Raw genomic sequence first — 25810 nt, forward strand, 5'->3', positions numbered from 1 at the left:
TCACGTTTAAAGTTTCAGGTTTTACGCTAGTTAAATAACTTTAAACCTGAAACCTGAAACCTTTTTTTTATCTTTGCTAAAATTACTATAAAATAATGGCATCAGAAGAGAAATCACTCAATTTTATTGAACAAATCATAGAGGAAGATTTAAAATCAGGTCTTTCACAAACTAAACTTCATTTTCGTTTTCCACCAGAACCAAATGGTTATTTACATATTGGTCATGCAAGTTCTATTGCATTAAATTTTGGTTTAGGAATTGATTATCAGTCACCTGTAAATTTACGTTTTGACGATACTAATCCTGAAAAAGAAGAACAGGAATTTGTTGATGCTATTAAAAAAGATGTTGAATGGCTAGGTTATACTTGGGCAGAAGAACGTTATGCATCAGATTATTTTCAACAATTATACGATTGGGCTGTTTTATTAATTAAAAAAGATAAAGCGTATGTTGATAGCCAATCTTCTGAAGAAATGGCAACTCAAAAAGGAACGCCAACAACTACAGGAACTGACAGTCCATACAGAAATCGTTCTGTTGAAGAAAATCTAGATTTATTCGAAAGAATGAAAAATGGTGAATTTGAGGCTGGTACACACATTCTTCGTGCAAAAATTGACATGAAATCAACAAACATGTTAATGCGTGATCCAATTATGTACAGAATTTTACACAAACATCACCATAGAACTGGAGATAGTTGGAAAATTTATCCAATGTATGATTGGGCACATGGACAAAGTGATTATTTAGAAGCGATTTCACATTCATTTTGTACACTTGAATTTTTGCCTCACCGTGAATTATACGATTGGTTTTTAGATCAAATTTTAGATGAAAATAAACTGCGTCCTAAACAAAGAGAATTTGCAAGACGTAATTTATCGCATACTGTTGTTAGTAAAAGAAAATTACAGCAACTAGTTAAAGAAAAGCATGTTAACGGTTGGGATGATCCAAGAATGTCAACAATTTCTGGATTAAGAAGACGTGGTTATACAGCTGCATCTTTACGTAATTTTGCTAACACAATTGGTATTGCAAAACGTGATAATTTAATCAATGTATCGGTTTTAGAATTCTGTATTCGTGAAGATTTGAACAAAATTGCACCTCGTGTAATGGCTGTTTTAGATCCTGTAAAATTGGTAATTACAAATTATCCAGAAGGAAAAGAAGAATGGTTAGAAGCAGAGAACAATCAGGAAGATGAAAGTGCTGGTTTCAGAAAAGTACCATTTTCTCGTGAATTATACATCGAAAGAGAAGACTTTTTAGAAGAAGCTCCAGCTAAATTTTTCCGTTTGACTTTAGGAAAAGAAGTACGTCTTAAAAATGCTTATATTGTTAAAGGTGAATCAGTTATAAAAGATGCTGAAGGAAATATTACAGAAATTCATGTAACTTATGATACTGATTCTTTAAGTGGAAGTGGAACAGAAGCTAGCCAAAGAAAAGTGTCTGGAACATTGCATTGGGTTTCTATCAAACATGCTTTGGAAGCTGAAGTTCGTTTATACGATCGTTTGTTTACAGATGAAGCTCCGGACAGTTATAAAGAGAAAAATTTCTTAGATTTTGTGAATCCAAATTCATTAGAAATTGTGACTGGATTTGTTGAACCAAGTTTAGCAACAGCTCAAAATGAAGATAAATTTCAGTTTCAACGTTTAGGTTATTTTACTGTTGATAAAGACTCAACTGCTTCAAAATTAGTATTTAACAAAACTGTTGGATTGAAAGATGCTTGGGAAGAAAAAGGTAAAAAAGAAGAAAACAGTATCAATAATTCTTTGAAAGATATCAACAAATATTTTAAAGTTGAGACAAAACCAGAACGTATTGCAATTGAAAGTGCAATAGGGGAGAACATCAAAAACATTTCTACTTTTTCACTTTTACAGAATTTTTTGAAGAAGAATATCAACAATAATAAGGCTTCGCTTTTGTTTTCTCAGTTTATTTTGAAGTATTCGAACTGGAAATCTACAGATTTTGAAGAAGAGGATATTAAAAAATTATATTCAATGTCGTTAAAAAGTGAATCTACTTATGTAAGATCAAAAGCACTTTTAAATTTAAGAGATATTGAAAGTGAAAGTTTGAGAAATCAATTTTCTGAAGAAATTTTAAAATTAAATTCAAATCCTCCAAAAAATGCTTCGGAAAGAGAAATAGAAATTCTTTCTGAAATGGTGAAGAACTAATATCAACTTAATTTATTAAAAGCGCTTTTATAAGCGCTTTTTTTTATTATATAGATTAACTATTAAAATTTAAAATTTAATAATTTTTATAGATTAAAAGTGACTTTCATAAATTAATTTTAAGGCATTTTTTAATTTTGTCCATCTCTTGAATCCTTTTTTTAGAAATGTTTTTTTAAAACTCTTTATTTTAAGTTTTGCCTTTTTTGACCCATTTTTCCAGATTTTTAAGATTAAAAAATGAAAATGCATCGTTTTTATTATTATTAATTATTTCTATATAATTATATATTTAATTAATTTTTATTATTATTTATAAAAACTATTAAAAAATATATTTTAATAATTTATTTAGATTAAAATCAGCCTTCATAAATTGATTTTAAGCGAATATTTTTAAAGGTTGGATAGATAACTCGTTTTTTAAATTATTGTTTATTTTTGGCTTTAATTTAAGTTTTTACTATCATTTTTGTCAGTTTAACGGGTTGTTAACATACAATTGTTTATAAAGTTGGTATTTTTATCTCAATACTAAAAATCAGAGATGATTTTTATAAAAATTAAAATTTGCCGTTATAGAAACGAAACTGAAATTTATTGGTTTTAAAAATTTATAATTTTTACTACAGTAGATTTTCAATATTGATTTCTTGAAAAGACAATTTTATGTTCTCATTTTTATTGTGATGTAATTTTGATAATATTTCGCGTAAAAGGTATTTTTCAAATTATTTCATAATGTACAAAATTCCATAACATTGAATTTGTGTGAAGCTTTAGTTTTTAAATTTCAAATCTGATCATTTTTAATTTAAATCTAATAATCATGAAAATTTTATATTTTACGCTAGCAATGTTATTTGCAAATATTGCAATTTCTCAAACACATCAAATTACAAAACACAATGGTGAACAACTTGATGTTAATTTCATTAAAAACGAAAACGGTTTAATTTATTATTCACTAAACGGAAGTGCAGAAGAGGTGAAGATCAGTAAATATGCAGTTGCGAAAATTACGAATAAACAAACCAATCAAACTCAAAAAATCTCTGATAAAATAGTTGTTGATTCAAAAGATGATTACAAAATGGTAACTGTTTTGCCTCAAGAAAAGACAATAGGATTAAAACAAGCTGCTAATTTTTCTGGAGTTTCGACAAGGACAAAAGGTGAACCGCCAATTGCAAATCAAAACCATACTGCAATGAGAATCAAAACTCAATCTGCTACAAATGGTTATCCTTTTGTGAGTTATGTTCAAAAGTCAGATGGTAAATACGAAGCTGTTGCTTATATGTATTAATTATATTGTTAAATTTATGTAAATACCATTTATTCAGTAATTTATATTTTAAAAAAGTTTACCTTTATTACTCATTTAAATTTTAATATTATGTCAAAGAACTTAAATACTGCAGCCGCAATTTTAGCTGCTGCTGCTGCTGGTGCAGCAATCGGAATTTTATTTGCTCCAGACAAAGGATCAAAAACTCGTGCAAAATTAAAAGAAGGTATTGATGATGCTACACATAATTTAAAGGATTCACTTTCTGCAAGTTCTGAAGTACTTCGTGAAAAATTTACGCATGCAAAAAAGAATCTTGATGGAACTTACGACGAATTACTTTCAAATATGAGTTACAAAACAGAAGAAGTAATTTCTTTTTTAGAATCTAAATTGGCTGATTTAAAAGCTCAGAACGCTAAACTTCAAAAATAATATCATTCTAAAAACACATTACTTGTTTATATTTGATCAAAAGTAATGTGTTTTTTTATTTAAAATCAGAATTATGGCTTTTGAAGAATTAAAAGAAAATACTGAAAATATTCAGGATCAGGCTAAAGAATATATTGAAAGTCATTTGGCTTATTATAAGCTTTGGGGTTTTAAAGTGGCAATGAAATCAACCACTTTAATTTTTAAGTTTACTTTGATTTTGGTTTGTTTTACAATGGTTTTAATTTTTGGATCTTTTGCTGCAGCGTATGCTTTTGGCAGTTTGTTTGAAAGTAATGCCCTGGGATTTTTGACAGTAGGAGGGATCTATTTGTTTTTTACAATCTTACTTTTCTTTGTAAAAGACAAGTTTGTGGAAGGACCAATTTTAGAGAAATTTTCAGAAATCTTTTTTAATGATTAAGAATTATGGAAAGGAAAAAATACTCATCGTACGCAGAACTTGATCGAGATCTGGAAATTTTAAAATTAGAAAAAGAGATCAATTATCAGAAATTAGTTTTAAGTATTCAAAAAACAAAAGAGAGCATAACACCGCAAAAAATTGTAAATGGTTTTGTTTCTTCTTACACAGATTACTTTAAAAAATCGTATCCGAAAATTTTACAGTCTATTATACCTTTTGTTATCAATTGGTTTATGAATAAAAAAAGAGGCAATTAAGCCTCTTTTTTATTTTAGTATCATTTTATTGAGCTGTTTCTGTTGGCTCTGAAGTATCTGATGGATTGTAGTTTATATCAGAATTATTTGTTTTTTTAACTTTTCTAGGTTGTCTTTTCATCTCTTCTCCAATTATATTTGAAGCTGAAAAACTAGTTACCATACTATTTAACATATCACTTGCAGCTTGTGGAGAGTTTGGTAATAATATCAAATTTGAATTTGTATCAGCTCCAATAGCTTGTAGTGTATCATAATGTTGTGTAATTACGATCAATGCAGATGCTTCTTGTGAATTGATTCCAACATTGTTCAAAACTTCAACACTTTCTACTAATCCGCGTGCGATTTCTCTACGCTGATCGGCAATACCTTGACCTTGAAGTTTTTTACTTTCGGCTTCAGCTTTTGCTTTGGCTACAATCCTAATTCGTTGTGCTTCAGATTCAAACATTGCTGCTGTTTTTTCTCTTTCGGCTGCATTGATTCTGTTCATTGCATTTTTTACCTGAATATCTGGATCAATATCTGTTACAAGTGTATTGATGATGTCATAACCATAAGTTGTCATCGCTTCGTTCAATTCTCGTTTTACTGCAATTGCAATATCATCTTTACGAACAAAAACGTCATCCAGAATTAATTTAGGAACCTCGGCACGAACAACGTCAAATACATAAGCAGTAATTTGATCATGTGGATATTCTAGTTTGTAAAAAGCTTCATATACATGTTCCTGTATTACTTTAAACTGAACAGAAACTTTCATTTTGATAAAGACATTGTCTTTAGTTTGTGTTTCAATAAGAACATCTAATTGTTGAATTTTCAGATTTACACGACCTGCAATTCTATCAATTATTGGAATTTTTAATTGTAAACCCGAATTTCTAACACTTGTAAATTTTCCAAAGCGTTCTACGATAACACTTGTTTGTTGTTTTACAGTAAAGAAAGACGACAGTAAAATAAATAATCCGAAGACTATTAGAATAATAAATGCTGTACCCATGGTGATAATTAATTTAGATTTTTGATCTTGGTAAATTACGAAAATTCTTCTAAAAGAAAATTTTAAAACATTAAAAAAACGCTAAGAACATTTATTAGGTGTTTCTTAGCGTTTGCTTTTTTTACCATTAAGGTATTAAGTTAATTAAGTTCAAGCTTTGTCAAGAGAATTAAGTTTGGCTTTATGAACTTAAAATATTATATTTTTTACCATTAAGTAAAGCTTAATTAACTTAATACCTTAATGGTAAATTTTTTTATAAAGTTGCAATTGCTTTCTGAATTCTCGAAATAGTTTCTTCTTTTCCGATAATCTCAACAATGTCAAATAGGTGAGGACCTTTAAGAGCTCCAACCAAACTTAGTCGGAAAGGTTGCATTACTTTACCCATTCCGATTTCGTTTTTCGTTAACCAATCTTTTACGATTGCTTCGATATTAGCCGAATCAAAACCATCAATATATTCAAGTGTTGAAATCAATTCCTGCATTAAAGCTGGAGTTTCTTCCTTCCAATTTTTACTTGCTTTTTCATCATAAGATGTTGGTGCCTGGAAAAAGAAATCAGTTAAATCCCAAAAATCTGAAACAAAATTTGCTCTTTCTTTAATCAATGAAACGATTCTTGTAACATCATATTTAGAAACATCAACACCTTTTTCAACCAAAATAGGAGAGAAGTCTTTCGCTAAATCTGCATCATTTTGTTTGATTAAATATTGATGATTGAACCATTTGTTTTTTTCCGGATCAAATTTTGCTCCCGCTTTATGAACTCGGTTTAAGTCAAAAGCTTCTACTAATTCTTCTAAAGAAAATAATTCTTTATCAGTTCCATCATTCCAACCTAACAAAGCAAGGAAGTTTACAACCGCTTCCGGGAAAAATCCTTTCTCTCTGTAACCAGATGAAATGCCTTCTTCAGTTTTCCATTCTAATGGAAACACTGGAAATCCTAATTTATCACCATCTCTTTTAGATAATTTTCCGTTTCCGACAGGTTTTAAAATCAAAGGTAAATGTGCAAATTCCGGAGCATCCCAACCAAAAGCTCTGTACAATAAAACGTGAAGTGGCATAGATGGTAACCATTCTTCACCGCGAATTACGTGTGAAGTTTCCATCAAATGATCATCAACAATATTAGCTAAATGGTAAGTTGGCATTCCGTCACTTTTAAACAAAACTTTATCATCAAGTAAGTTCGTTTCGAACTTAACATCACCACGAATGATATCTTTTAAATGTAAAGTTTCATCAACTGGAGTTTTAAAACGAATCACATAATGTTCTCCATTTGCAATTCTTTTAGAAACTTCGTCAGCAGAAATTACTAAAGATGTATCTAATTTTTCACGGTTATGATGATTGTATATAAAAGTTTTTCCTTCAGCTTCATGTTGTTTTCTGTGAGCATCAAGAGCTTCCGGAGTATCAAAAGCATAATATGCCCAACCAGAATTGATTAGTTGATCAGCATAAGTTTGGTATAATTCTTTACGATCACTTTGTCTGTACGGACCAAATTTTTCATTTTTTCCAACAGTTTCTTCAGGAGAAATTCCTAACCATTCCAAAGCTTCCATAATATATTCTTCGGCACCTGGAACAAAACGTGTTTGATCTGTATCTTCAATTCTCAGATAAAAAACACCGTTATGTTTTTTTGCAAATAAATAATTAAATAGGGCAGTACGAACTCCGCCAATATGTAATGGTCCAGTCGGACTTGGTGCAAAACGCACTCGAACTTGCTTTGACATTTGTTTATAATTTTGTGCAAAGATACGATTCTAATTAGAGAATTAGAAAATGAGTTTAATTAGATAATGTCTTGTTTGTAGCTTAATTGACTAATTTTCTCATTGATCATTATCTAATTAAAATTACTACTTTTATAGGTTATAATTAAAAGAGATTTTATTTTGAAAACATCATCTGCAATATATCAGAAGTTAGAAGGATTTATAAAGAAATATTATATGAACGAATTGATAAAAGGAGGACTTCTTTTTATTGGTTTCGGACTTTTGTATTTTCTGTTTACCCTTTTTATAGAGTATTTTCTTTGGCTTAAACCATTAGGAAGAACACTTTTATTTTGGATATTTATTGGAGTAGAAGTTTTTCTGCTGTTTCGTTTTATCTTATTTCCAATTTTTAAGTTGTTCAAACTTCAAAAAGGAATCGATTATAATCAGGCTTCGTCTATTATTGGAAATCATTTTACAGAAGTAAGTGATAAACTAACGAACTTTTTACAGCTTTCTTCCAATGAAAATTCTGCCGAAAGTTCAGAATTGATATTGGCTTCTATAGAACAAAAAGCAAATTCATTGCAACCAATTCCGTTTGGAAATGCCATCAATTATAAATCAAATAAAAAGTATTTGCCATTAGCTTTAATTCCGGTTTTGCTATTTGCAGTCTTTTTTGTTTCTGGAAACAGCAATATCATTTCTCAAAGTTTTAATAGAGTAGTGCATTTTAATGCTTCGTTTTTACCTCCGGCACCTTTCAAATTTGTGGTTTTAAATGACAATCTTCAGACAGAACAAAACAAAGATTTTATTGTAAAAGTTGAAACTGAAGGAAACGTTGTTCCGGAAAATGTGATGATCCATATTGGTAACGAAAGTTATTTTATGGAATCTTCTCAAACCGGAAAGTTCGAATTCAAGATTGAAAAACCAACTTCAGATGTTCAGTTTTCTTTGGAAGGAAATTCAGTTTCATCAAATGAATATGAATTAAAAGTTATTACAGTTCCATCGATTGCCAACTTCGAAATGGTTTTGAATTTTCCATCTTATCTAAAAAAGAAATCAGAAACTATTCAGGGAACTGGAAATGCAATCGTTCCTGAAGGTACATCTGTAACATGGAAAATGTCTACAAAGTCAACTCAGGAAATTGTTTGGAAAGATGAGAACTCAGTATCTAAATTTAATAAAATAGAAGATGAATTTAAGTTATCAAAAAGCATTAATCAAAATACAGAATATCAAATTTTAACTTCAAATAATAAAGTTAAGAACTACGAAAAATTAGATTATCAGCTTTCAGTTATCAAAGATCAGCATCCAACAATATCAGTTTCGCCTGCTCCGGATAGTTTGAAATTAGATAAGAATTATGTTCTTGGAAGGTTAGGAGATGACTACGGTTTATCTAAATTACAAGTTGTTTATTATGAAAAAAACAAAATACAAACAGCTAAGCGCGGAACCATTCCTGTTAAGCAAGCAGTATTTGATCAGTTTGTTTTTAACTTTCCGAGTAATCTTCCGGTAGAAGAAGGAGTATCGTATGAATACTATTTTGAGGTTTTTGATAATGATGCACCACACGGATTTAAGAGTACAAAGTCTTCTACATTTTCAGATCGAGTTGCTACAACTGATGAAATTCATGATGCAGAATTACAACAGCAAAATGCGAATATTAATAGTTTGTCGAAGTCATTAAAGAATCAGGAAAAGCAATTTTCTGAAATGGATAAACTGAAAAATACAGGAAAAGAAAAAGACAATTTAGAGTTTAAAGATCAGCAAAAAGTAAATGATTTTATCAAACGTCAGAAACAACAAGACGAATTGATGAAACAGTTTACTGAAAAAATGAATAAGAATTTAGATAAATACAGCGCTGAGAAAAAAGATAAAACTGCCGAAGATTTACAAAAGCGTTTGGATAATGCCGAGAAAGATTTAGAAAAGAATCAGAAGTTATTAGATGAATTAAAGAATTTAAATGATAAATTAAACAGCGATGAGTTGTTTGACAAGATGGAAAAATTCAAACAAATCAGTAAAAACCAATCTCGTAATTTAGAACAATTAGTTGAATTAACGAAACGTTTTTATGTAGAAAAGAAGGCAGGACAAGTTGCTGAAAAATTAAATAAACTGTCAGAACAACAGGAACAGTTATCAGATAAAGACAAAGAAAACACAAAAGAGAAGCAAGACGAAATCAATAAAACATTTGATAAAATTCAAGAAGATCTTAAAGATTTGAAAGAGGAAAACAATACACTTAAATCTCCTTTGGATATTCCGAAAGATGCTTCAAAAGAAAAAGATGTCGAGAATGATTTGAATAAAGCTTCAGAAGAATTGAGTAAAAAGAATACTTCTTCGGCTAAGCCAAAACAGAAAAGTGCTTCTAAGAAAATGAAGAGCATGGCACAACAAATGGAATCTAATATGGAAGCGGGTGACCAGGAACAATTGCAAGAAGATGTTGCAATGCTTCGTCAAATTCTGGATAACCTTTTAGCTTTCTCATTATCTCAGGAAGATGTGATGAAACAATTTAAATCAATGAAATTAGGTTCTTCTGCTTATACGAAGAACATAAAAATTCAGCAGAATTTAAAACAACAGTTTCGTCATGTTGATGATAGTTTGTTTGCAATGTCTCTTAGAAATCCAAAAATTGCAGAAGATGTAACCAAGGAAATTGGAAACGTACAATATAATATGGATAAAGCGATTGAAGTTTTAACCGATGTCCAAATCCCAAAAGGAGTTTCGCATCAGCAATACGCTGTTTCATCTGCAAACAAATTAGCCGACTTTCTAAGTGATCTTTTAAATAATATGCAAATGTCAATGGCGAACCCTGGAGCAGGAAAACCAAAACCAGGTGATGGGCAAGGAATGCAATTACCAGATATTATTCAAAAACAAAAAGGTCTGGCTGATAAAATGAAGGAGGGAATGAAGCCCGGTGATAAGCAAGGAAGTGGACAACAAGGAAAAAGTGGAGAAAGCAAACCAAGTCAAGATGGTCAACAAGGGAAAGATGGAAATGGAAAAGACGGAAAGAATGGACAGGGTAAAAATGGTCAAGGTGGAAAAGAAGGAGGAAAAGGAAAAGAAGGAGGAAAAGGAAAAGATGGAAATGAAGGCGAAGATGGAGAAGGTGATGCTGAAAAGATAATGGAGATATATAAAGAGCAAGTCAAACTGCGTGAAGCATTGCAAAATGAATTAGCTAAAAAAGGTTTAGACGCACAAGGAAGATATGCAATCGAACAAATGAAAGCTTCAGAAAAACAAATTTTAAATAAAGGATTTAAGAACGAGAACCTTCAAAGAATTTTAAATATTCAACAAGAATTGCTAAAATTAAACAATGCAGTTCAGCAACAAGGTCAAGATACGAAGCGTCAATCTGAAACAAATAAGACAGAATTTCCTAATCGTTCAAATGCTTTACCAAGCTCATTAACTGATTATTTAAATAGTGTAGAAATTTTAAATAGACAATCGCTACCTTTGCGCTCGAATTTTAATCAAAAGGTTCAAGAATATTTTAATACAAAATGATAAATTTTAATTACGAAACCGAATTTTCTTTAGACAACGAACAAGCTTTTACAGATTGGTTGAGCGCAGTTATTGTTTCTGAAAAGAAGAATGAGGGAGAAATAAATTATATTTTTTGTGATGATGAATACTTGCATAAAATAAATGTAGAGTATTTAAACCACGACACACTAACAGATATTATCAGTTTTGATTATACTGTTGGCAACGAATTAAACGGAGATATTTTTGTTTCTGTAGAAAGAGTAGAAGACAATGCAAAAGATTTTAATGTTTCTTTTGAAGAAGAATTGAAACGTGTGCTTGCTCACGGTATATTACACTACTGCGGATACAAAGATAAAAGTGATGCTGATGCAGAACTAATGCGTTCAAAAGAAGATGAAAAGATTGCAATGTTTCACGTGAAACAGTAATTAAACATCTAAATAAATAGCGTAAAATGTTTCACGTGGAACATGTTTTTTAAAGAAAAGTATTTTGTGTTCCACGTGAAGCGTTTATAATTTTCGAATTTTAATTCTAAGATTTCGTTCCACGTGAAACATGAAAGATGATTTAAGTTTAATAAGTTGTTTCACGTGGAACACGTGAAGTTTATTTAAAACGGAAAGATGGAATAAAATGTTTCACGTGAAACATTGAATTTTTGATTTTTGATTTTTGATTTTTGATTTTTGATTTTGGAAGAAGTTATAAGTGTTCCACGTGGAACTTTTAAGTTTGGTTTTGGAACTTGAAACCTGAAACCTGAAACCAAAATAAAACAGTTCCACGTGGAACAAAAGAAAAATAAAGTTAATTCTGAGAACCGCCTTAAACGGTTTCCAGAGAATAGTAAAACAAAATGTTTTTAGAAGAATACGATGTTATTGTAGTTGGTGCTGGTCATGCAGGATCTGAAGCCGCGGCAGCGGCCGCAAATTTAGGATCCAAAACTTTATTGGTTACAATGAGTTTGCAGAACATAGCTCAGATGTCTTGCAATCCTGCGATGGGAGGAATTGCAAAAGGACAAATTGTTCGTGAGATCGATGCGCTTGGAGGTTACTCTGGAATCGTTTCAGATCGAACTGCAATTCAGTTTAAGATGTTGAACAAATCAAAAGGTCCAGCAATGTGGTCGCCGAGAGTTCAAAGTGATCGAATGCGTTTTGCGGAAGAATGGAGAATGATGTTGGAGGGAACTCCAAATTTAGATTTTTACCAAGAAATGGTAAAAGGTCTGATTATCGAAAATGGAAAGATAAAAGGAATTAGAACTTCTCTTGGAATTGAAATTCGATCCAAATCGGTTGTGTTGACAAACGGAACTTTTTTGAATGGATTGATTCATATTGGAGAAAAACAATTTGGTGGAGGAAGAGCGGGCGAAAGTGCTGCAACTGGAATTACCGAAGATTTAGTGAAAGCCGGATTTGAAGCTGGAAGAATGAAAACAGGAACGCCACCACGAGTTGATGGACGTTCTTTGGATTATTCGAAAATGAACGAAGAAAAAGGAGATGCAAAACCGGATAAGTTTTCTTATTCGGATTTGACGGTTCCGTTGACGCATCAAAGATCTTGTCATATGACATACACGTCGCTGGATGTTCATGATATTTTGAGATCTGGTTTTGATCGTTCGCCAATGTTCAACGGTAGAATAAAAAGTATTGGCCCAAGATATTGTCCGTCGATCGAAGACAAGATTAATCGTTTTGCAGATAAAGAACGTCACCAACTTTTTGTGGAACCAGAAGGATGGAAAACTTGTGAAGTGTATGTGAACGGATTTTCAACTTCACTTCCAGAGGATATTCAATTTAAAGCTTTGCGTACAGTTGCTGGTTTTGAAAATGTAAAATTTCTTCGTCCAGGTTACGCGATCGAATATGATTATTTCCCACCGACACAATTGAAACATACTTTAGAAACGAAGTTAGTTGAAGGGTTATATTTTGCCGGACAAATTAATGGAACGACAGGATATGAAGAAGCAGCTTCACAAGGTTTGATGGCCGGAATAAATGCGCATTTAAAAGTGCATGAAAAAGCGCCATTAATTTTAAAACGTGACGAAGCTTATATTGGAGTTTTGATAGACGACTTGATTACGAAAGGAACGGAAGAACCATATCGTATGTTTACATCGAGAGCAGAATATAGAACATTGTTGCGACAAGATAATGCCGACTTCAGATTGACGCCAATGTCATTCGAAATTGGTTTAGCTTCTGAAGCAAGAATGCGAAGAATGGAACACAAATTGAACGAGTCTGAAAAGATGGTTTCTTTTTTTAGAGAAACTAGTGTAACGGTTGCTGAAACAAATCCAATTTTGGAAGCGAAGGAATCGGCACCAATTTCTCAAGGTGATAAAATGTTTAAAGTTTTTTCTCGTCCACAGATTGAATTGGAGGATATGTTGAAATTTGAAAAAGTGGAGGCATACATTAAAGAAAATGATTTGGATGAAGAAATTGTTGAGCAAGCCGTAATCCAAGTTAAATATTCTGGCTACATCGAAAAGGAAAGAAATAATGCTGATAAACTAAATCGTTTAGAAGAAGTAAAAATTCCAGAGAATTTCGATTACAATAAAATCAAATCCATGTCGATTGAAGCGAAACAAAAATTAAGTAAAATTCGCCCAGTGACAATTTCTCAAGCTTCAAGAATTAGCGGAGTTTCACCAAGTGATATTTCCGTGCTTTTGATTTATATGGGAAGATAAAAATGTTTCAAGTTTCAGGTTTCATGTTTTTGGTGAAACCTGAAATTTTGTTTTTATTTGTTTTTCGTTCCACGTGAAACTTAAACCCTGAAACAAAGAAAACCTGAAACAATAAATAAATTGTTCCACGTGAAACTTTTTTAAAAAGTATAATGTTGAATTATTTTTAAATAAAATAAAAATAGTCATAATCGTAAAAATTGACAATTATTCATCTTTACGATTTTGAATAAAAAACAAGATATATGTTTAAATGAACTTTGGTTCAATTCAACATAAATTCAAACCCGAATTCTATTAAAAAAAACTATTAACTTAAAATGGACGTTTTAAATAAAAAACATTTTCTTACCGTAAAAGACCATTCTGTTTCGAAAGAAATTTTCGAATTATATCATGATGAAAATTTGGATATGCTGATTACATCACCACAACCAGATTTGGAAAATTTAGGAAGATATTACGAAAGTGAAGATTATATTTCGCACACAGATAACAAACGTTCTGTTTTTGAAAAAGCATATCATTTTGTAAAAAGTATCGCTTTAAAAAATAAACTGAATTTGATTAATTTGGAACAATCTCAAAAAGGAAAAATTTTAGACATCGGTGCTGGAACAGGAGATTTTTTATTGACAGCAAAAAATGATGGTTGGAATGTAATTGGAATTGAACCGAGCGATCGTGCAAAAAATATTGCGAAACAAAAAGGAATTTCGTTTGTTGAAGAAATGAGCGAATTAGAAAATAATTCTTTTGACGTTATTACCATGTGGCACGTTTTGGAACACGTTCCAAATTTAGAACTTCAAATTCAGGAATTGAAACGTTTATTAAAACCAACTGGAACATTAATTATTGCGGTTCCAAATTTCAAATCGTTCGACGCAAAACATTATGGAGAATTTTGGGCAGCTTTTGATGTACCAATTCACTTTTGGCATTTTTCGAAAAAAGCCATCAAAATGCTTTTTGAAAAAGTCGACATGAAATTAGAAAAAGTGCTTCCAATGAAATTTGATTCATTTTATGTGAGTCTTCTTTCTGAAAAATACAAAACCGGAAAAATGAATTTTATAAAAGCATTTTTTATCGGTTTACGATCAAATTTAAAAGCGTCTTCAACAAAAGAGTATTCATCGCACATTTACGTCCTAAAAAACAACTAAAACGCAAAATAAGCGCGTTTAAAGCGTTTTCTTAGGTAAAAGGAGGGTTTGTGTTGTCTTTTTTGAGAAAACGGCTCTAATAAAAGCTATGAAAGTCACTTTTGATAGTGATATTTTATAGCTTTTTTTTCGTCCATAAAGAAAACTAATACCTTAAAATCACTGCAGTTTTTGGAATTTTTTCTTGTTTTTTTCGATTTAAAATTTTGGATTTAATCAGGCAAAAAATTTCGGATTTTTTTTTGCTTTCGGTTTTTTTCTAAAAAATGAATATCCAAAAAAGTTTCAAAAAAAATTTCGTTTCAATTTTCAAAAAAAAATGAAATTTTAAAATAAACATTTATTGCGCCATTTTTTCATCGATTTTTAGAAACAGAAAAATAGAAAAAGTTTTAGAGATCGATTATACGCTTAAAAAGAAGTAAAACTTAAAATAAGCACATTTAAGGCATTTTTATAGGTAAAATGAGGCTTTGTGTTGTCTTTTTTGAAAGTATATCTTAGACTAAAGCTATGGAAGCCACTTTTAATAATGATATTTTATGAAACCCTTTTATGCCATAAAGAAAACTAATATCATAAATTTTTAGCATTTTTTAAACTTTATGTTGGTGCTATTTATTTTTTTATATTTTTGTCTTTCATACCAATAAAAAAAATAGAAATTTAGAAATGAAAAAAGCATTAGTAATTATCGGACTTTCAATTTTGGCTGTTTCTTGTAATAAAACAGCGGAAGTTAAGGAAGTAAAAACAGCTTACGTAGATACTTCAGTTTTAATGAAAGAATACACTGAAGCAAAAGACCTTGAAGCTAAATACAAAGCTCAGGCGGAGGAAAAAGGGAGACAACTACAAGCTGAAATTACTCGTTTTAAACAAGACGCTGCTAATTTTCAAAGCCAGGCGCAGGCAAATGGCCAGCAATGGGCACAACAAAGAGGAGCTGAATTGCAAAAAAGAGAGCAACAATTGGGTTATGCTCAACAAGCTTTATCACAGCAATTACAGCAAGAAAGCGGTGTAGAAATGGATTCTTTAATCAGCGGTGTTAAAAAATTCATCAAAGATTACGGTAAAAAGAACGGTTACGCATACATTTATGGTACAGGTGATGCTGCATCAATTTTATATGCAGAAGATAAATTTGATATCACAAAAGATATCATTAAAGAATTGAATGAGAAGTACAAAGCAACTCCAAAAACTGATGGAAAAGCTGCTGCAAAAGAAGGTGAAGAGGCAAAAAAATAAACTACCAAACTAACTAAATTTTATGAAAAACCTAAATCAGTAATTGATTTAGGTTTTTTTCTTTTATAAAAATGCGATATTTTTGACGTTTAATACCCGCTTAATGCAAAACGTTTCAGAAGCTGCAGCTTACACCTTACAATTCATAAATCAAACGCAAAAATCGATATTTCTTACTGGTAAAGCCGGTACAGGAAAAACTACTTTATTGCGTGAAATCATTGCTACTACACACAAAAATACTGTCGTTGTGGCGCCTACGGGCATTGCAGCGCTTAATGCAGGTGGTGTTACGATTCATTCGATGTTTCAGTTGCCTTTTTCTGCTTTTATCCCCACTTATGAGGAGAGTTCTCAGTTTACAGAAACAGTGAAATTTGAGAATAAAGAATCGTTGCGAAGACATTTCAAAATGAACAATGTCAAGCGTAACGTTATTCGAAATATGGAGTTGCTGATTATTGATGAAGTCAGTATGCTTCGTGCTGATTTGCTGGATGCTATCGATTTTATGATGCAGACAGTTCGAAGAAATACGCGTGCTTTTGGCGGTGTTCAAGTGCTTTTTATCGGAGATTTATTGCAACTTCCGCCCGTAATTCGAGATGAAGAATGGCGTACGCTTCGAAATTATTATAAGGGGAAATTCTTTTTTCATTCGCATGTAATTCAGCAGAATCCACCGATATATATTGAATTATCTAAGATTTACCGTCAGAGTGACGATGTTTTTATTTCGGTTTTGAATAATCTTCGAAACAATCAAATTACAAAAGAAGATATTGAGGTTTTAAATCAATATGTCAAACCCGATTTCGATTTAAAAATGAATCCGGGTTATATAACTTTAACGACACATAATGCAAAAGCTGATGCAATCAATGAACAGGCAATCAATGATTTGCCGGGAAATGAATTTTCGTATCAGCCATTTGTAGTTCACGATTTTCCCGAGAAAATTTTTCCTGTTGAAGAAAATTTGAAGTTGAAGGTTGGTGCTCAGGTTATGTTCGTCAAAAATGATTTGTCTTTTGATAAGCGATATTTTAATGGAAAAATGGGCGTGATAAAATCGCTTTCTCCAGAAGAAATCTTCGTTCATTTTCCAGAAGAAAATAAAACTATTGAGGTTGAGAAATATGAGTGGAAAAACATTCGTTACAAGGTAAACGAACTTACAAAAGAGATTGAAGAAGAAGTTTTAGGAACATTTGCACATTATCCTTTAAAGTTAGCTTGGGCAATTACGGTTCACAAAAGCCAAGGTTTGACTTTTGAGAAAGCAGCGCTTGATGTATCGCAAGTTTTTCTGCCTGGACAGGCATATGTTGCACTTTCGCGTTTAACGTCCTTAAATGGGCTTATTTTGCTTTCTTCGATGCAAATGAATGGTCTTTCGAACGATCAGGATGTTATGGATTATGCTTTGAATAAAGCGACTGAAGATGATTTGAAAAATTCGCTTCATTTTGAAACCAAGAATTTTATTCATAACTATTTGATTAACAGTTTTAACTGGACAGATTTAGCGCAGGAATGGCGCAATCATCGTTTTAGTTATAACGAAAATGCCGTTGCTTCTGAAAAATCAAAACATTCGGCATGGGCGCATAAACGTATGGATACGATTGAAGCATTGGCAGATCCTTCCCAGAAATTTATTCAGCAACTCAATAAAATTTTCAACAAAGAAACTGTCGATTTAGTTTTTGTAAAAGAAAGGGTAGAGGCAGCTTATGATTACTTTTTTAAGCCAATGGATAAATTGGTTTCAGATCTTTTAAGTAAAATGGCTGAAATTCAGAAATTTAAAAAAGTAAAGGAATTTTACGAAGAATTGTCTGTTTTGGACGATTTACAAACTAAAGCGGTTTTGCGTTTAATGAAAGCAAAATTGCTTGTCGAAATTGTGGTTTCCCGTGAAACAATCAGCAAAGAAAGTTTGACTTCTCCGGCGATTAAGAATTATAAAACAGATAAAATTTCTAAAATCAGAGAAGAGTTTAAAATGGCAAATGCGGACATGTTTCAGGTTGATGAGCCTGTTACGCGTTATTCTTATAAAAAAGCGGATAAAACGGCTGAAAAAGCTGTAAAAAAGACAACTGTTGAAGAAACGTTCGATCTCTGGATTGAGAAAAATTCTGTTGAAGATATTGCGCGTATTAGAAAACTGACGATACAAACGGTCGAAACCCATTTGATAAAACTGATTCAGGCAAAAAAAGTTGATATTGTTGATGTACTTCCAGATGATAAAATTCTGGCGCTTCGTGATGCTTTTGAATTTTATCAGGAAGAATCTTTAGCGCCGTTAAAAGAAAAATATGGGGATGAATTTACCTGGGATGAACTTAAAATGTTCAAAGCCAGTATAAACTGATTTCAATAGAGAAATTTAGAATTTCCACAAAAAAACATTATGTAAAATAGAATTTAAAATAAAAGCAATTCTTAAAATTTACTCCTAGAAAAGTGTTTCACGATAAACAAATTAGCGATGGTTTTAAACCTCAATAAGAACTAAATTTAATTTGATTATATTTGATTGTTTTTGTGATAGTTAGTTTTTAATTAAAATTTTTTTTAAGATGAAAAGAAGCTATTTATTTGTAATTCTATCGATTCTAATCTGTAATTATGCATCTGCCCAAGAGGCAAGTTCAGAGTACCAGATATTTGCAAAGCGTTTTATTGAAAACATAAAAGACAACAAAAAAGAAGCATTAGCGGATCTGGTTGTTTACCCACTGAATAGGGAATATCCAATACCTGATATAATCGATAAAACAGATTTTATAAAGCGATATGATGAAGTTTTTGATGCTAATTTTAAAGATCAAATCATAAAATCGAATCCTGAAAAAAATTGGTACGATATGGGCTTGCGAGGCATAATGCTTAATAAGGGAAGTATTTGGCTCGATGTAGACGGACGTCTGACGGCAGTTAATTATTTGTCGAAATTTGAAATTGATCTCAAAAAGAAACTTATTGCCGAGCAGAAAAATGATTTAGATGCAAGTATTAATTATTTCCAGACTCCAATATGCATCTTAGAAACGGATAAATTCATCATCAGAATCGATGATCTCGGTAAAAATAACTATCGTTTTGCATCATGGACAATTGGAAAAAAGATGAGTGAAAAGCCTGATATGATTCTTTATAAGGGTAAACTTATTGTCGAAGGTATTGGTGGCAATCATCAATATGAATTTGCAAATGATAAGTATACTTACGAATGTGCAATTATAATTTTGGGCGAAAAAAATTCGCCTCCGGCCAGATTTACTATATATCAGGGAAGCAAAAAAATACTTCTTCAAGATGCTAAAATTGTTTCACGATAAACAGAAAGCCTATTCAAATCGAATAGGCTTTCTGTTTATAGCGCTGACATAACTTTTTCAAGGTCTTTTTGCTGTGTTATTTGCGTTAATTTTAGTTTTTGAATAGTAACCTCGTTTTCTTTTGTTTTTATGCGCATTTTTTGCGTTTCTTCTTCAGAGATGGTTGTCGAGGTAATTTTATTTTCTAGTTTTTGATTTGTTGCCTGAAGCTTTTCGATTTTATTTGTTGTTGATTTCAAATTATCTTCAGATTTAACCAGATTTTTCTTTTTTAATTCGATTTCTTTTAATTTGCTTTTTAATTCTGTAATTTTTGTATCTAATGCTTTATGATTTTTAGCGCTAGTATTTTTAAAATCGTTTTCTAATTTTCTTTGCTCCGCTTCCTGTGTTTTTATATATGTATTCGTCTCTTGCGCAAAGAAATAAGAGCTGTTCATCAGAAGAATTGTCAATAGTATGAGTTTAAATTTTTTCATCGTTTTTTCTAAATTTAGTGAGGAAGCTAAATTATGAGATGAACTAAATAGGGAATATCACTTGAGAGTTTTAAAACAGCAGAATAAGCCAAAAAAAATCCGATTCAATTGAATCGGATTTTTAAGTTTTATAAGTTTTCGACTAATATCCAGGCATCTGGATTTTCGCCTTTTTGAATTTCTTTTTGCGCTTTAGTAGCTTCAGCCATAGTAGCGTAACTTCCATATAAAACAGGGAATAGTCCATGTTTGTTTTCGCCGAGCATACGCGCCTGATAACCATCTTTTATTAATTGATCGTAAGCTTTTTTAGCATTTGCTTCACTTCTGAATGCTCCCGCCATAATGTGATAAGGCATCAGTTTAGCTTCTGGAGATTCTACTTTTGCAGAGTCAACAGAAAGTGTCACTGCTGGCAATGGATTCTGAATGAAGAAGGTAGCTTCCTGAATTTTGTTTTCAACTTTTTTCTGAACAGCACTTTCAACCACTAAAGTTTTTGAATCAATTTGATTTTGATACAAAGGATATCCAATGCTTCCTGTAATACCAAGTCCTAAAATAAAAATAGCAGCATATTTCAAGAAAGGATTTGAAGATCTTGTTTCTTCATCTTCATAAAGTGCTATGGTTTCTTTTTGTGAAACTTCGTCTAATTTTCTTTCTAAAACTTCTTTCTTGATAAGAGGAGAAATAAACGGACTTAATCCAAAAGAACTTGCTAAATAATTGGTTTGGTCATTTGGTGTGAAAATGATGTTCTTTTCAGAATTCAAACGAATTTCACCAATATTTTTTAAGCTAATCGTGCCATCTTCTTCGAGCGTTTTTTGCCAGCTTAAAACCTCAAATGCGATTGCACTTACGGCAAAACCATAAGATGTTTTTTCAGCATTAGCAATATGATTTGCAAGCAAACCATCATTGTTTTTTAAATGACTGTTGAAAGAAATCAATTTCTTAGGAGGATTAAACGAATTCGTGTTTTCATTCAGCTGTGCTGATTGAATTTCGGTTAAAAATGCACCAAATCCCGGAACCGTTACACACTGATAACGATACAATAATTGTCCTATGTAAGTTTCGATTTTCATAGTAACAAAGTTAGGGAACGAATATAGTTATCAAAATTTTATTCACAATTTTTATTAACAATTCTGATTTTTTTATAGACAATTGATTTTTAGATTTTTAATCAAAATCTTATTAAAATTTGTACTTTAGCTAATGCTTAATTTTTGTGTTTTATTAAGAAATTACGTTGATTTTAATCTAAAATCCATTTAATTTTTATTTCTATTTTACATAATATTTTTTAAGCAATGCCAAATTGCAAACATGTTTTATTTATTAGCCTCAATAAAGGTAGATGAAGTTAGTAATGGAAAAGATAAAAAAGTAAACTATTGATTTTCTTAAAATTAAAGTGTTTTAAGGTTTTGGATCATTTTACTAAATACCTATTTGTAGGTATTTTTTTTCTTTTATAAATACATAGATTTGATTATTATTAACTTAAAAAATTAAACTATGGAAGATTATTACGTACGAGGTACTATTTTAAAAGAAAGAAAAGCAGTTATTGCAGTAACATTACCTGCGCCTTCAGAAGATAATAAGTATGAGATTTATAAGGTCTATAATCTCACAGACACACAAAAAAACAAAATTCTAATTCATTTTAAAGATCGCTTAGGAAAGCCTTTGGAAGCGGACGATAATTTAGTTTCATTTGTTATTGATTTAACAGGGAAGGAATTTGATTCAATTAAATTTCGTAAACGAATTATCGTAGGTCTTTATCATAAAAATGAAGATATAAACGAATCATTGGAACCATTAGAAAAAATATTTGAAAAAACTCAATTACCTCATGGAGCCATTCCTGACTCAACTGGAAAAGGAACAATTCGAGAAGGTGAGGAAGATGGTTTATAATCGATTACATATAACTTTTTGTTTTATGCTCACTTTACTTTGTACGGTGAGCATTTGCATGGGGCAAAATAAAGTTTTGAGTTCCATTGAAAAATCTATTGAAAAAGGGAATTCAAAAGAAGCATTGAAGGAACTTTCAGTGATAAATACGACAGCTTTTTTACCCGAAGATTTAGGGTATTATTATTTTTTAACAGCAAAAAGTTATAGTAAACAAAACAACGATGTAAAAGCTATTGAAAATTATCTAATAGCGAAAAAACAATATCTGAAAGCCAATATTGTAGAGAAAGCAATGGAAATTAATCTCAACATTGCTTCGTTATTAGTGACTTACAAAGACAATACTCAAAAGCATCAATTCTATCTCAAAGAATATATGGATTATGCTTTTTCTACAAAAGATGATTCGAAAATTCTTAAAGGCTATGTTCAATTAGCTTCTTTAAAAATAAACAACAAAGAAGCTCAGGAGAGTCTGTCTTACTTTAGAAAAGCATTAACTCTAAACAAAAAAGTAAAGGACAAAAAACTTGAGAGTAAGATATATAATAATCTGGCTGTACTTTTTAGTGATGTTTTATACAAACCAGATTCCAGTTTGTATTATCTGCGTAAAGATAATTTGCTTTTACATCAGGAAAAAAGACCAAATCCCAACTACATTTGTTATAACTTGATGAATCAGGCATCAAATTATTCTCAGCTTCGTCAGTACCAAAAAGCAATTGATTTATTACATCAGGCAGATAAAATAAAGCTGATTGAATATGTTAAAGTTAACAAGGAAAATATAAATAAATTTCTTTATTTGAATTACAAAGACGCCAATGATCTTAATAAAGCATTATATCACTTAGAAATTTCAAATAAATATCATGACTCTTTAAATACAGAACAGCAAAATATTGCCATTAATAATTTTGATACCAAATACAAAACCAAGGAAAAAGAACTTGAAAATCTTCAGTTAAAAACAGACATTAAAATAAACAATGTAATTTTATATCTGATAGCGAGTGTTTTAATTATTGTTTTGTTAATTAGTGTTTTAGGATATAAAAACATAACCAAAAAGAAAAAAATCGCAGAACAAGAGAAACTAATTGAAATACAAAAAACCGAAAAAATACTCAGAGACCAAGAGCTAAATGATATTGATTTAATGCTTGAAAGTCAGGAAAAAGAACGTCAAAATATAGCCAACGAATTGCATGATGATTTGGGCAGCATTTTGGCTACTTTAAAATTAAATTTCCAGAATCTGAAGCGTCAAAGTGAAGTTGAAAACCAACCAGAAAATAAACTTTACGACAAAACCGATGTATTACTTGAAGAGGCTTATCAAAAGGTTCGAAATATTGCACATCTCAAAAACCTGGGAGTTATAGGCAGTGAAGGATTGTTGGTTGCAGTTAATAAAATGGCTGAGAAAATGAGTGTTTTAGAACATTTAACTATCAATGTTATTCCGTTTGAACTTACAGAAAGATTGGAAAATACGATAGAAGTTGCCTTATTTCGAATGATCCAGGAACTGTGTACAAACATTATAAAACATTCTGAAGCAACAGAAGTAAACATCTATTTAACACAAGGATCACCAAAGGAAATTAATGTCATTATTGAAGATAATGGCAAAGGATTCAATCCGAAAACGATTGTCGGGAAATCCGGTATAGGCCTTAAAAACATGGAGAAAAAAGTAGAACAGATGGGCGGAACATTTACAATCGATTCAATTTTAACCAAAGGGACTTCCATCATTATAGATTTGCCATTATGATCACAATAATTATTTCCGAAGACCATCAGTCGCTTATAGACGGTATTAAACTTTCTTTAGAATTTGAAGAGGATATTACCGTTGTTGGTGAAGCCAATGATGGAGATGAATTAATACAATTGGTTCGAAGTAAAAGACCACAGATTGTAATTACAGATATCCGAATGCCAAAATGTGACGGAATTAGTGCTACGAGAATAATTAAGCGTGAATTTCCTGAGATTAAAATTATTGCTTTTAGCATGTTTGATCAGTCGGAAGCTGTTCAACAAATGAAAGAAGCAGGGGCCTCAGGATATATTATGAAAAACTCCCCACTTAAAAAATTAATCCAAGCGATTAGAGCCGTTGTAAGCAACGAAACTTTTTTTGACGACGCAATTGTTGTAAAAGACGAATTAACTAAAGAAAACATTCTTTTAAGCACTAGAGAGAAGGCAATTTTAAGACTTATTGGAGAAGGAAAAACATCTAACGAAATCGCTGAAGAACTTTTTATAAGTAAAAGCACTGTAGATACCCACCGTAAAAATATCCTCAAAAAAATGAATCTTTATGGTAAAACCGATTTAATACGTTTTGCTGTAGAACGGAAATATGATTTTTAAATTTCTCTATAACAGACTTAATGCAGATATAAATTAATTGAAATAAATTTTAACCAAAAAATCCCTATTTGTAGGGATTTTTTTTTGCTTCATAATTTAGAATTTTGGTTTAACAATCAACCAGTTAGCCGAAAAGGGTAGATAGAGTAGGCAAACCTAAAAAACATAAATTATGAAACCAAAAAGTACTTATTTAGTAGTATTAATGACAATCTTATCGCTTGTTAATACGGAATTCTTATTTAGTCAATGTGAAGGAAATCAACCAGAATTAGAAACAATTAAGCTTAAATACGAATCCAAATACAAGGATATCGAAAAGAAATCTAAAGAAATAGAAAAAAGTGCGCCAAACCCTGACAATCCAGGTGAAGTTGCTATAGGAGTCGATGTTGACATTAAGATGAATGAACAACATTTTGCTTTAGATTTGGTTTCTGTTACAATGAAAGATAAAAAAATATCTTTTGGATTACCACAGATTACAATGGAACCAAAATCAATAAAATTTGATGAAGTTTATACAATAATGGTTATCAAGAAAACAGGACAATATCCTCAAGTTTATTGTAAAGACACTTGGATACATGTTGGTCCTATTAAAACTAAAGGAGCTCCAAAATGTACTACTGTCTGGAAAGATATTTTAACCAGCGTTCCAGAGATACACACAAGAACTGTAGAAATAAAAACGAATTTGCCACAATTTAAAATGGCAACGACAGAATTTATCACCGCTATTCCAGAGTTTAAAATGGTAAGACAAGATTTTAAAATGAACTTGCCTAGTATAATTGTAAAAAATGTGAAAGCTGAAACTAAGCAAATGGAAAAGGATACAGAAGAATTAAAAAATTACAGTCAAGATTTAATAGGGGAACAAAAAAAGGATTTTGCTAGTGCGATTTCAGAAAATTTCCAATGTCAAAGAAGTAATCTTTTAGCTAAAAGAGATGAACTTACAAGTAGTTTTTTAACTTCAGTTAAAGAGATAGATTCAAATATCGAGCAATTAAATGCAAATGGTTTTGATCCTTCTAATTTAAAATCTTCAGATGGTCAGACGATTAATCTTCTAGAATTGAAAAAACAATTGGCTGAGAAAGAGAAAGAGGCATTAACAAGTATTGATAATGCGATTAATGACCTAAATGTAATGGAAAAAGAAACATTAAATAAATATTTTGCAGCGTAAAATCTAAATGCAGCTTATGTCTATAAATAATCACTTCCTAGTGAATTCTTGTAATAAAAAATCCCTATTTGTAGGGATTTTTTTTTGTCTCATAATTTGGAATTTTGGTTTAATAATCAACCAGTTAGCCGAAAAATAAGTGTTAGAGTTTTTTATGCCTTATTGTACTAAAGATTTTCAAATTTTAAGTAATTAAAGTATGAATAGAAACAAAACTTAGAATGAAGATATATCGAGTTGTTAAAAGGCGAACGAGCTGAAAATGGACTATAAATAAAATAATAAGAAACAGGTTCGCTGAAAACTGACTAGAGTAAGCAATTATATTAAAACTCATTA

General features: G+C 30.9%; 20 protein-coding genes. 16 read left to right on the forward strand and 4 right to left on the reverse strand.

The window, feature by feature from the left end; all coding sequences use genetic code 11:
* Nucleotides 1–95: 95 nt before the first annotated feature.
* From ACNFIH_RS12700 to ACNFIH_RS12720, 5 genes are all read left to right on the forward strand, one after another.
* The gene (locus tag ACNFIH_RS12700) at nt 96–2213 is read left to right on the forward strand and encodes a glutamine--tRNA ligase/YqeY domain fusion protein (protein WP_426483433.1); all 2118 of its coding nucleotides are present in this window, start codon (nt 96–98) and stop codon (nt 2211–2213) included.
* Between the two features lie 829 nt (nt 2214–3042).
* A complete protein-coding gene (locus tag ACNFIH_RS12705) occupies nt 3043–3522 on the forward strand; it encodes a hypothetical protein (protein WP_426483434.1) in 480 nt (159 codons plus the stop codon).
* A gap of 90 nt (nt 3523–3612) precedes the next feature.
* Entirely contained in the window at nt 3613–3939 is a 327-nt protein-coding gene (locus ACNFIH_RS12710) for a YtxH domain-containing protein (RefSeq protein WP_035646694.1), read from the forward strand.
* 73 nt (nt 3940–4012) lie between these two features.
* On the forward strand, nt 4013–4363 hold the full coding sequence (locus tag ACNFIH_RS12715) for a hypothetical protein (protein WP_035646698.1): 351 nt from the start codon (nt 4013–4015) through the stop codon (nt 4361–4363).
* Between the two features lie 5 nt (nt 4364–4368).
* Nucleotides 4369–4623, forward strand: coding sequence for a DUF6327 family protein (locus ACNFIH_RS12720; protein WP_035646701.1), 255 nt, complete (start codon nt 4369–4371; stop codon nt 4621–4623).
* A gap of 25 nt (nt 4624–4648) precedes the next feature.
* Here the strand turns inward: ACNFIH_RS12720 and ACNFIH_RS12725 are convergent, their stop codons facing one another.
* Together ACNFIH_RS12725 and gltX are read right to left on the reverse strand one after the other, a co-directional pair.
* Entirely contained in the window at nt 4649–5635 is a 987-nt protein-coding gene (locus ACNFIH_RS12725; RefSeq protein ID WP_426483435.1) for an SPFH domain-containing protein, read from the reverse strand.
* Between the two features lie 256 nt (nt 5636–5891).
* The gene (gene gltX, locus ACNFIH_RS12730; RefSeq protein ID WP_426483436.1) at nt 5892–7397 is read right to left on the reverse strand and encodes a glutamate--tRNA ligase; all 1506 of its coding nucleotides are present in this window, start codon (nt 7395–7397) and stop codon (nt 5892–5894) included.
* Between the two features lie 162 nt (nt 7398–7559).
* On the opposite strand from gltX, the gene ACNFIH_RS12735 reads away from it, so the two are divergent.
* From ACNFIH_RS12735 to ACNFIH_RS12765, 7 genes are all read left to right on the forward strand, one after another.
* Nucleotides 7560–10970 carry a hypothetical protein gene (locus ACNFIH_RS12735; protein ID WP_426483437.1) on the forward strand — a complete coding sequence of 1137 codons (3411 nt, stop codon included), beginning with the start codon at nt 7560–7562 and terminating at the stop codon, nt 10968–10970.
* On the forward strand, nt 10967–11386 hold the full coding sequence (ybeY, locus tag ACNFIH_RS12740; protein ID WP_426483438.1) for an rRNA maturation RNase YbeY: 420 nt from the start codon (nt 10967–10969) through the stop codon (nt 11384–11386). The genes ACNFIH_RS12735 and ybeY overlap by 4 nt, the downstream gene beginning before the upstream one ends.
* Nucleotides 11387–11817: 431 nt before the next feature.
* On the forward strand, nt 11818–13689 hold the full coding sequence (gene mnmG, locus ACNFIH_RS12745; RefSeq protein ID WP_426483439.1) for a tRNA uridine-5-carboxymethylaminomethyl(34) synthesis enzyme MnmG: 1872 nt from the start codon (nt 11818–11820) through the stop codon (nt 13687–13689).
* A 320-nt stretch (nt 13690–14009) separates the two neighbouring features.
* Nucleotides 14010–14858 carry a class I SAM-dependent methyltransferase gene (locus ACNFIH_RS12750; protein WP_426483440.1) on the forward strand — a complete coding sequence of 283 codons (849 nt, stop codon included), beginning with the start codon at nt 14010–14012 and terminating at the stop codon, nt 14856–14858.
* 672 nt (nt 14859–15530) lie between these two features.
* Complete coding sequence (locus tag ACNFIH_RS12755; protein ID WP_426483441.1) at nt 15531–16112, forward strand: OmpH family outer membrane protein; 582 nt, start codon at nt 15531–15533, stop codon at nt 16110–16112.
* A 103-nt stretch (nt 16113–16215) separates the two neighbouring features.
* On the forward strand, nt 16216–18495 hold the full coding sequence (locus ACNFIH_RS12760) for a helix-turn-helix domain-containing protein (RefSeq protein ID WP_426483442.1): 2280 nt from the start codon (nt 16216–16218) through the stop codon (nt 18493–18495).
* A 208-nt stretch (nt 18496–18703) separates the two neighbouring features.
* A complete protein-coding gene (locus tag ACNFIH_RS12765) occupies nt 18704–19465 on the forward strand; it encodes a hypothetical protein (protein ID WP_426483443.1) in 762 nt (253 codons plus the stop codon).
* Between the two features lie 35 nt (nt 19466–19500).
* On the opposite strand, the gene ACNFIH_RS12770 is transcribed toward ACNFIH_RS12765, so the two are convergent.
* Entirely contained in the window at nt 19501–19944 is a 444-nt protein-coding gene (locus tag ACNFIH_RS12770; RefSeq protein ID WP_426483444.1) for a hypothetical protein, read from the reverse strand.
* Nucleotides 19945–20072: 128 nt separating this feature from the next.
* Nucleotides 20073–21038, reverse strand: coding sequence for an SPOR domain-containing protein (locus tag ACNFIH_RS12775; protein WP_035646730.1), 966 nt, complete (start codon nt 21036–21038; stop codon nt 20073–20075).
* Between the two features lie 436 nt (nt 21039–21474).
* On the opposite strand from ACNFIH_RS12775, the gene ACNFIH_RS12780 reads away from it, so the two are divergent.
* The 4 genes from ACNFIH_RS12780 (at nt 21475) to ACNFIH_RS12795 (ending at nt 25471) form a co-directional block, all read left to right on the forward strand.
* Nucleotides 21475–21882, forward strand: coding sequence for a hypothetical protein (locus tag ACNFIH_RS12780; protein WP_035646732.1), 408 nt, complete (start codon nt 21475–21477; stop codon nt 21880–21882).
* Nucleotides 21883–21907: 25 nt separating this feature from the next.
* On the forward strand, nt 21908–23668 hold the full coding sequence (locus tag ACNFIH_RS12785; protein ID WP_426483445.1) for a sensor histidine kinase: 1761 nt from the start codon (nt 21908–21910) through the stop codon (nt 23666–23668).
* Nucleotides 23665–24276, forward strand: a complete 612-nt coding sequence (locus tag ACNFIH_RS12790) for a response regulator transcription factor (RefSeq protein ID WP_426483446.1) — start codon at nt 23665–23667, stop codon at nt 24274–24276. The genes ACNFIH_RS12785 and ACNFIH_RS12790 overlap by 4 nt, the downstream gene beginning before the upstream one ends.
* Before the next feature lie 172 nt (nt 24277–24448).
* Nucleotides 24449–25471 (forward strand): hypothetical protein, encoded by a 1023-nt coding sequence (locus ACNFIH_RS12795; RefSeq protein ID WP_426483447.1) that lies wholly within the window; start codon nt 24449–24451, stop codon nt 25469–25471.
* Nucleotides 25472–25810: the final 339 nt, after the last annotated feature.

Origin of the sequence: Flavobacterium sp. 2 (assembly GCF_049949195.1) — a bacterium.
Lineage (GTDB): Bacteria > Bacteroidota > Bacteroidia > Flavobacteriales > Flavobacteriaceae > Flavobacterium.

What these genes read in the sequence shown, in the direction of transcription:
- ACNFIH_RS12700 (WP_426483433.1), top strand. Translation starts at nt 96, where the DNA reads ATGGCATCAGAAGAGAAATCACTCAATTTTATTGAACAAATCATAGAG.
- ACNFIH_RS12705 (WP_426483434.1), top strand. Translation starts at nt 3,043, where the DNA reads ATGAAAATTTTATATTTTACGCTAGCAATGTTATTTGCAAATATTGCA.
- ACNFIH_RS12710 (WP_035646694.1), top strand. Translation starts at nt 3,613, where the DNA reads ATGTCAAAGAACTTAAATACTGCAGCCGCAATTTTAGCTGCTGCTGCT.
- ACNFIH_RS12715 (WP_035646698.1), top strand. Translation starts at nt 4,013, where the DNA reads ATGGCTTTTGAAGAATTAAAAGAAAATACTGAAAATATTCAGGATCAG.
- ACNFIH_RS12720 (WP_035646701.1), top strand. Translation starts at nt 4,369, where the DNA reads ATGGAAAGGAAAAAATACTCATCGTACGCAGAACTTGATCGAGATCTG.
- ACNFIH_RS12725 (WP_426483435.1), bottom strand. Translation starts at nt 5,635, where the DNA reads ATGGGTACAGCATTTATTATTCTAATAGTCTTCGGATTATTTATTTTA.
- gltX (WP_426483436.1), bottom strand. Translation starts at nt 7,397, where the DNA reads ATGTCAAAGCAAGTTCGAGTGCGTTTTGCACCAAGTCCGACTGGACCA.
- ybeY (WP_426483438.1), top strand. Translation starts at nt 10,967, where the DNA reads ATGATAAATTTTAATTACGAAACCGAATTTTCTTTAGACAACGAACAA.
- mnmG (WP_426483439.1), top strand. Translation starts at nt 11,818, where the DNA reads ATGTTTTTAGAAGAATACGATGTTATTGTAGTTGGTGCTGGTCATGCA.
- ACNFIH_RS12750 (WP_426483440.1), top strand. Translation starts at nt 14,010, where the DNA reads ATGGACGTTTTAAATAAAAAACATTTTCTTACCGTAAAAGACCATTCT.
- ACNFIH_RS12755 (WP_426483441.1), top strand. Translation starts at nt 15,531, where the DNA reads ATGAAAAAAGCATTAGTAATTATCGGACTTTCAATTTTGGCTGTTTCT.
- ACNFIH_RS12760 (WP_426483442.1), top strand. Translation starts at nt 16,216, where the DNA reads ATGCAAAACGTTTCAGAAGCTGCAGCTTACACCTTACAATTCATAAAT.
- ACNFIH_RS12765 (WP_426483443.1), top strand. Translation starts at nt 18,704, where the DNA reads ATGAAAAGAAGCTATTTATTTGTAATTCTATCGATTCTAATCTGTAAT.
- ACNFIH_RS12770 (WP_426483444.1), bottom strand. Translation starts at nt 19,944, where the DNA reads ATGAAAAAATTTAAACTCATACTATTGACAATTCTTCTGATGAACAGC.
- ACNFIH_RS12775 (WP_035646730.1), bottom strand. Translation starts at nt 21,038, where the DNA reads ATGAAAATCGAAACTTACATAGGACAATTATTGTATCGTTATCAGTGT.
- ACNFIH_RS12780 (WP_035646732.1), top strand. Translation starts at nt 21,475, where the DNA reads ATGGAAGATTATTACGTACGAGGTACTATTTTAAAAGAAAGAAAAGCA.
- ACNFIH_RS12785 (WP_426483445.1), top strand. Translation starts at nt 21,908, where the DNA reads ATGCTCACTTTACTTTGTACGGTGAGCATTTGCATGGGGCAAAATAAA.
- ACNFIH_RS12790 (WP_426483446.1), top strand. Translation starts at nt 23,665, where the DNA reads ATGATCACAATAATTATTTCCGAAGACCATCAGTCGCTTATAGACGGT.
- ACNFIH_RS12795 (WP_426483447.1), top strand. Translation starts at nt 24,449, where the DNA reads ATGAAACCAAAAAGTACTTATTTAGTAGTATTAATGACAATCTTATCG.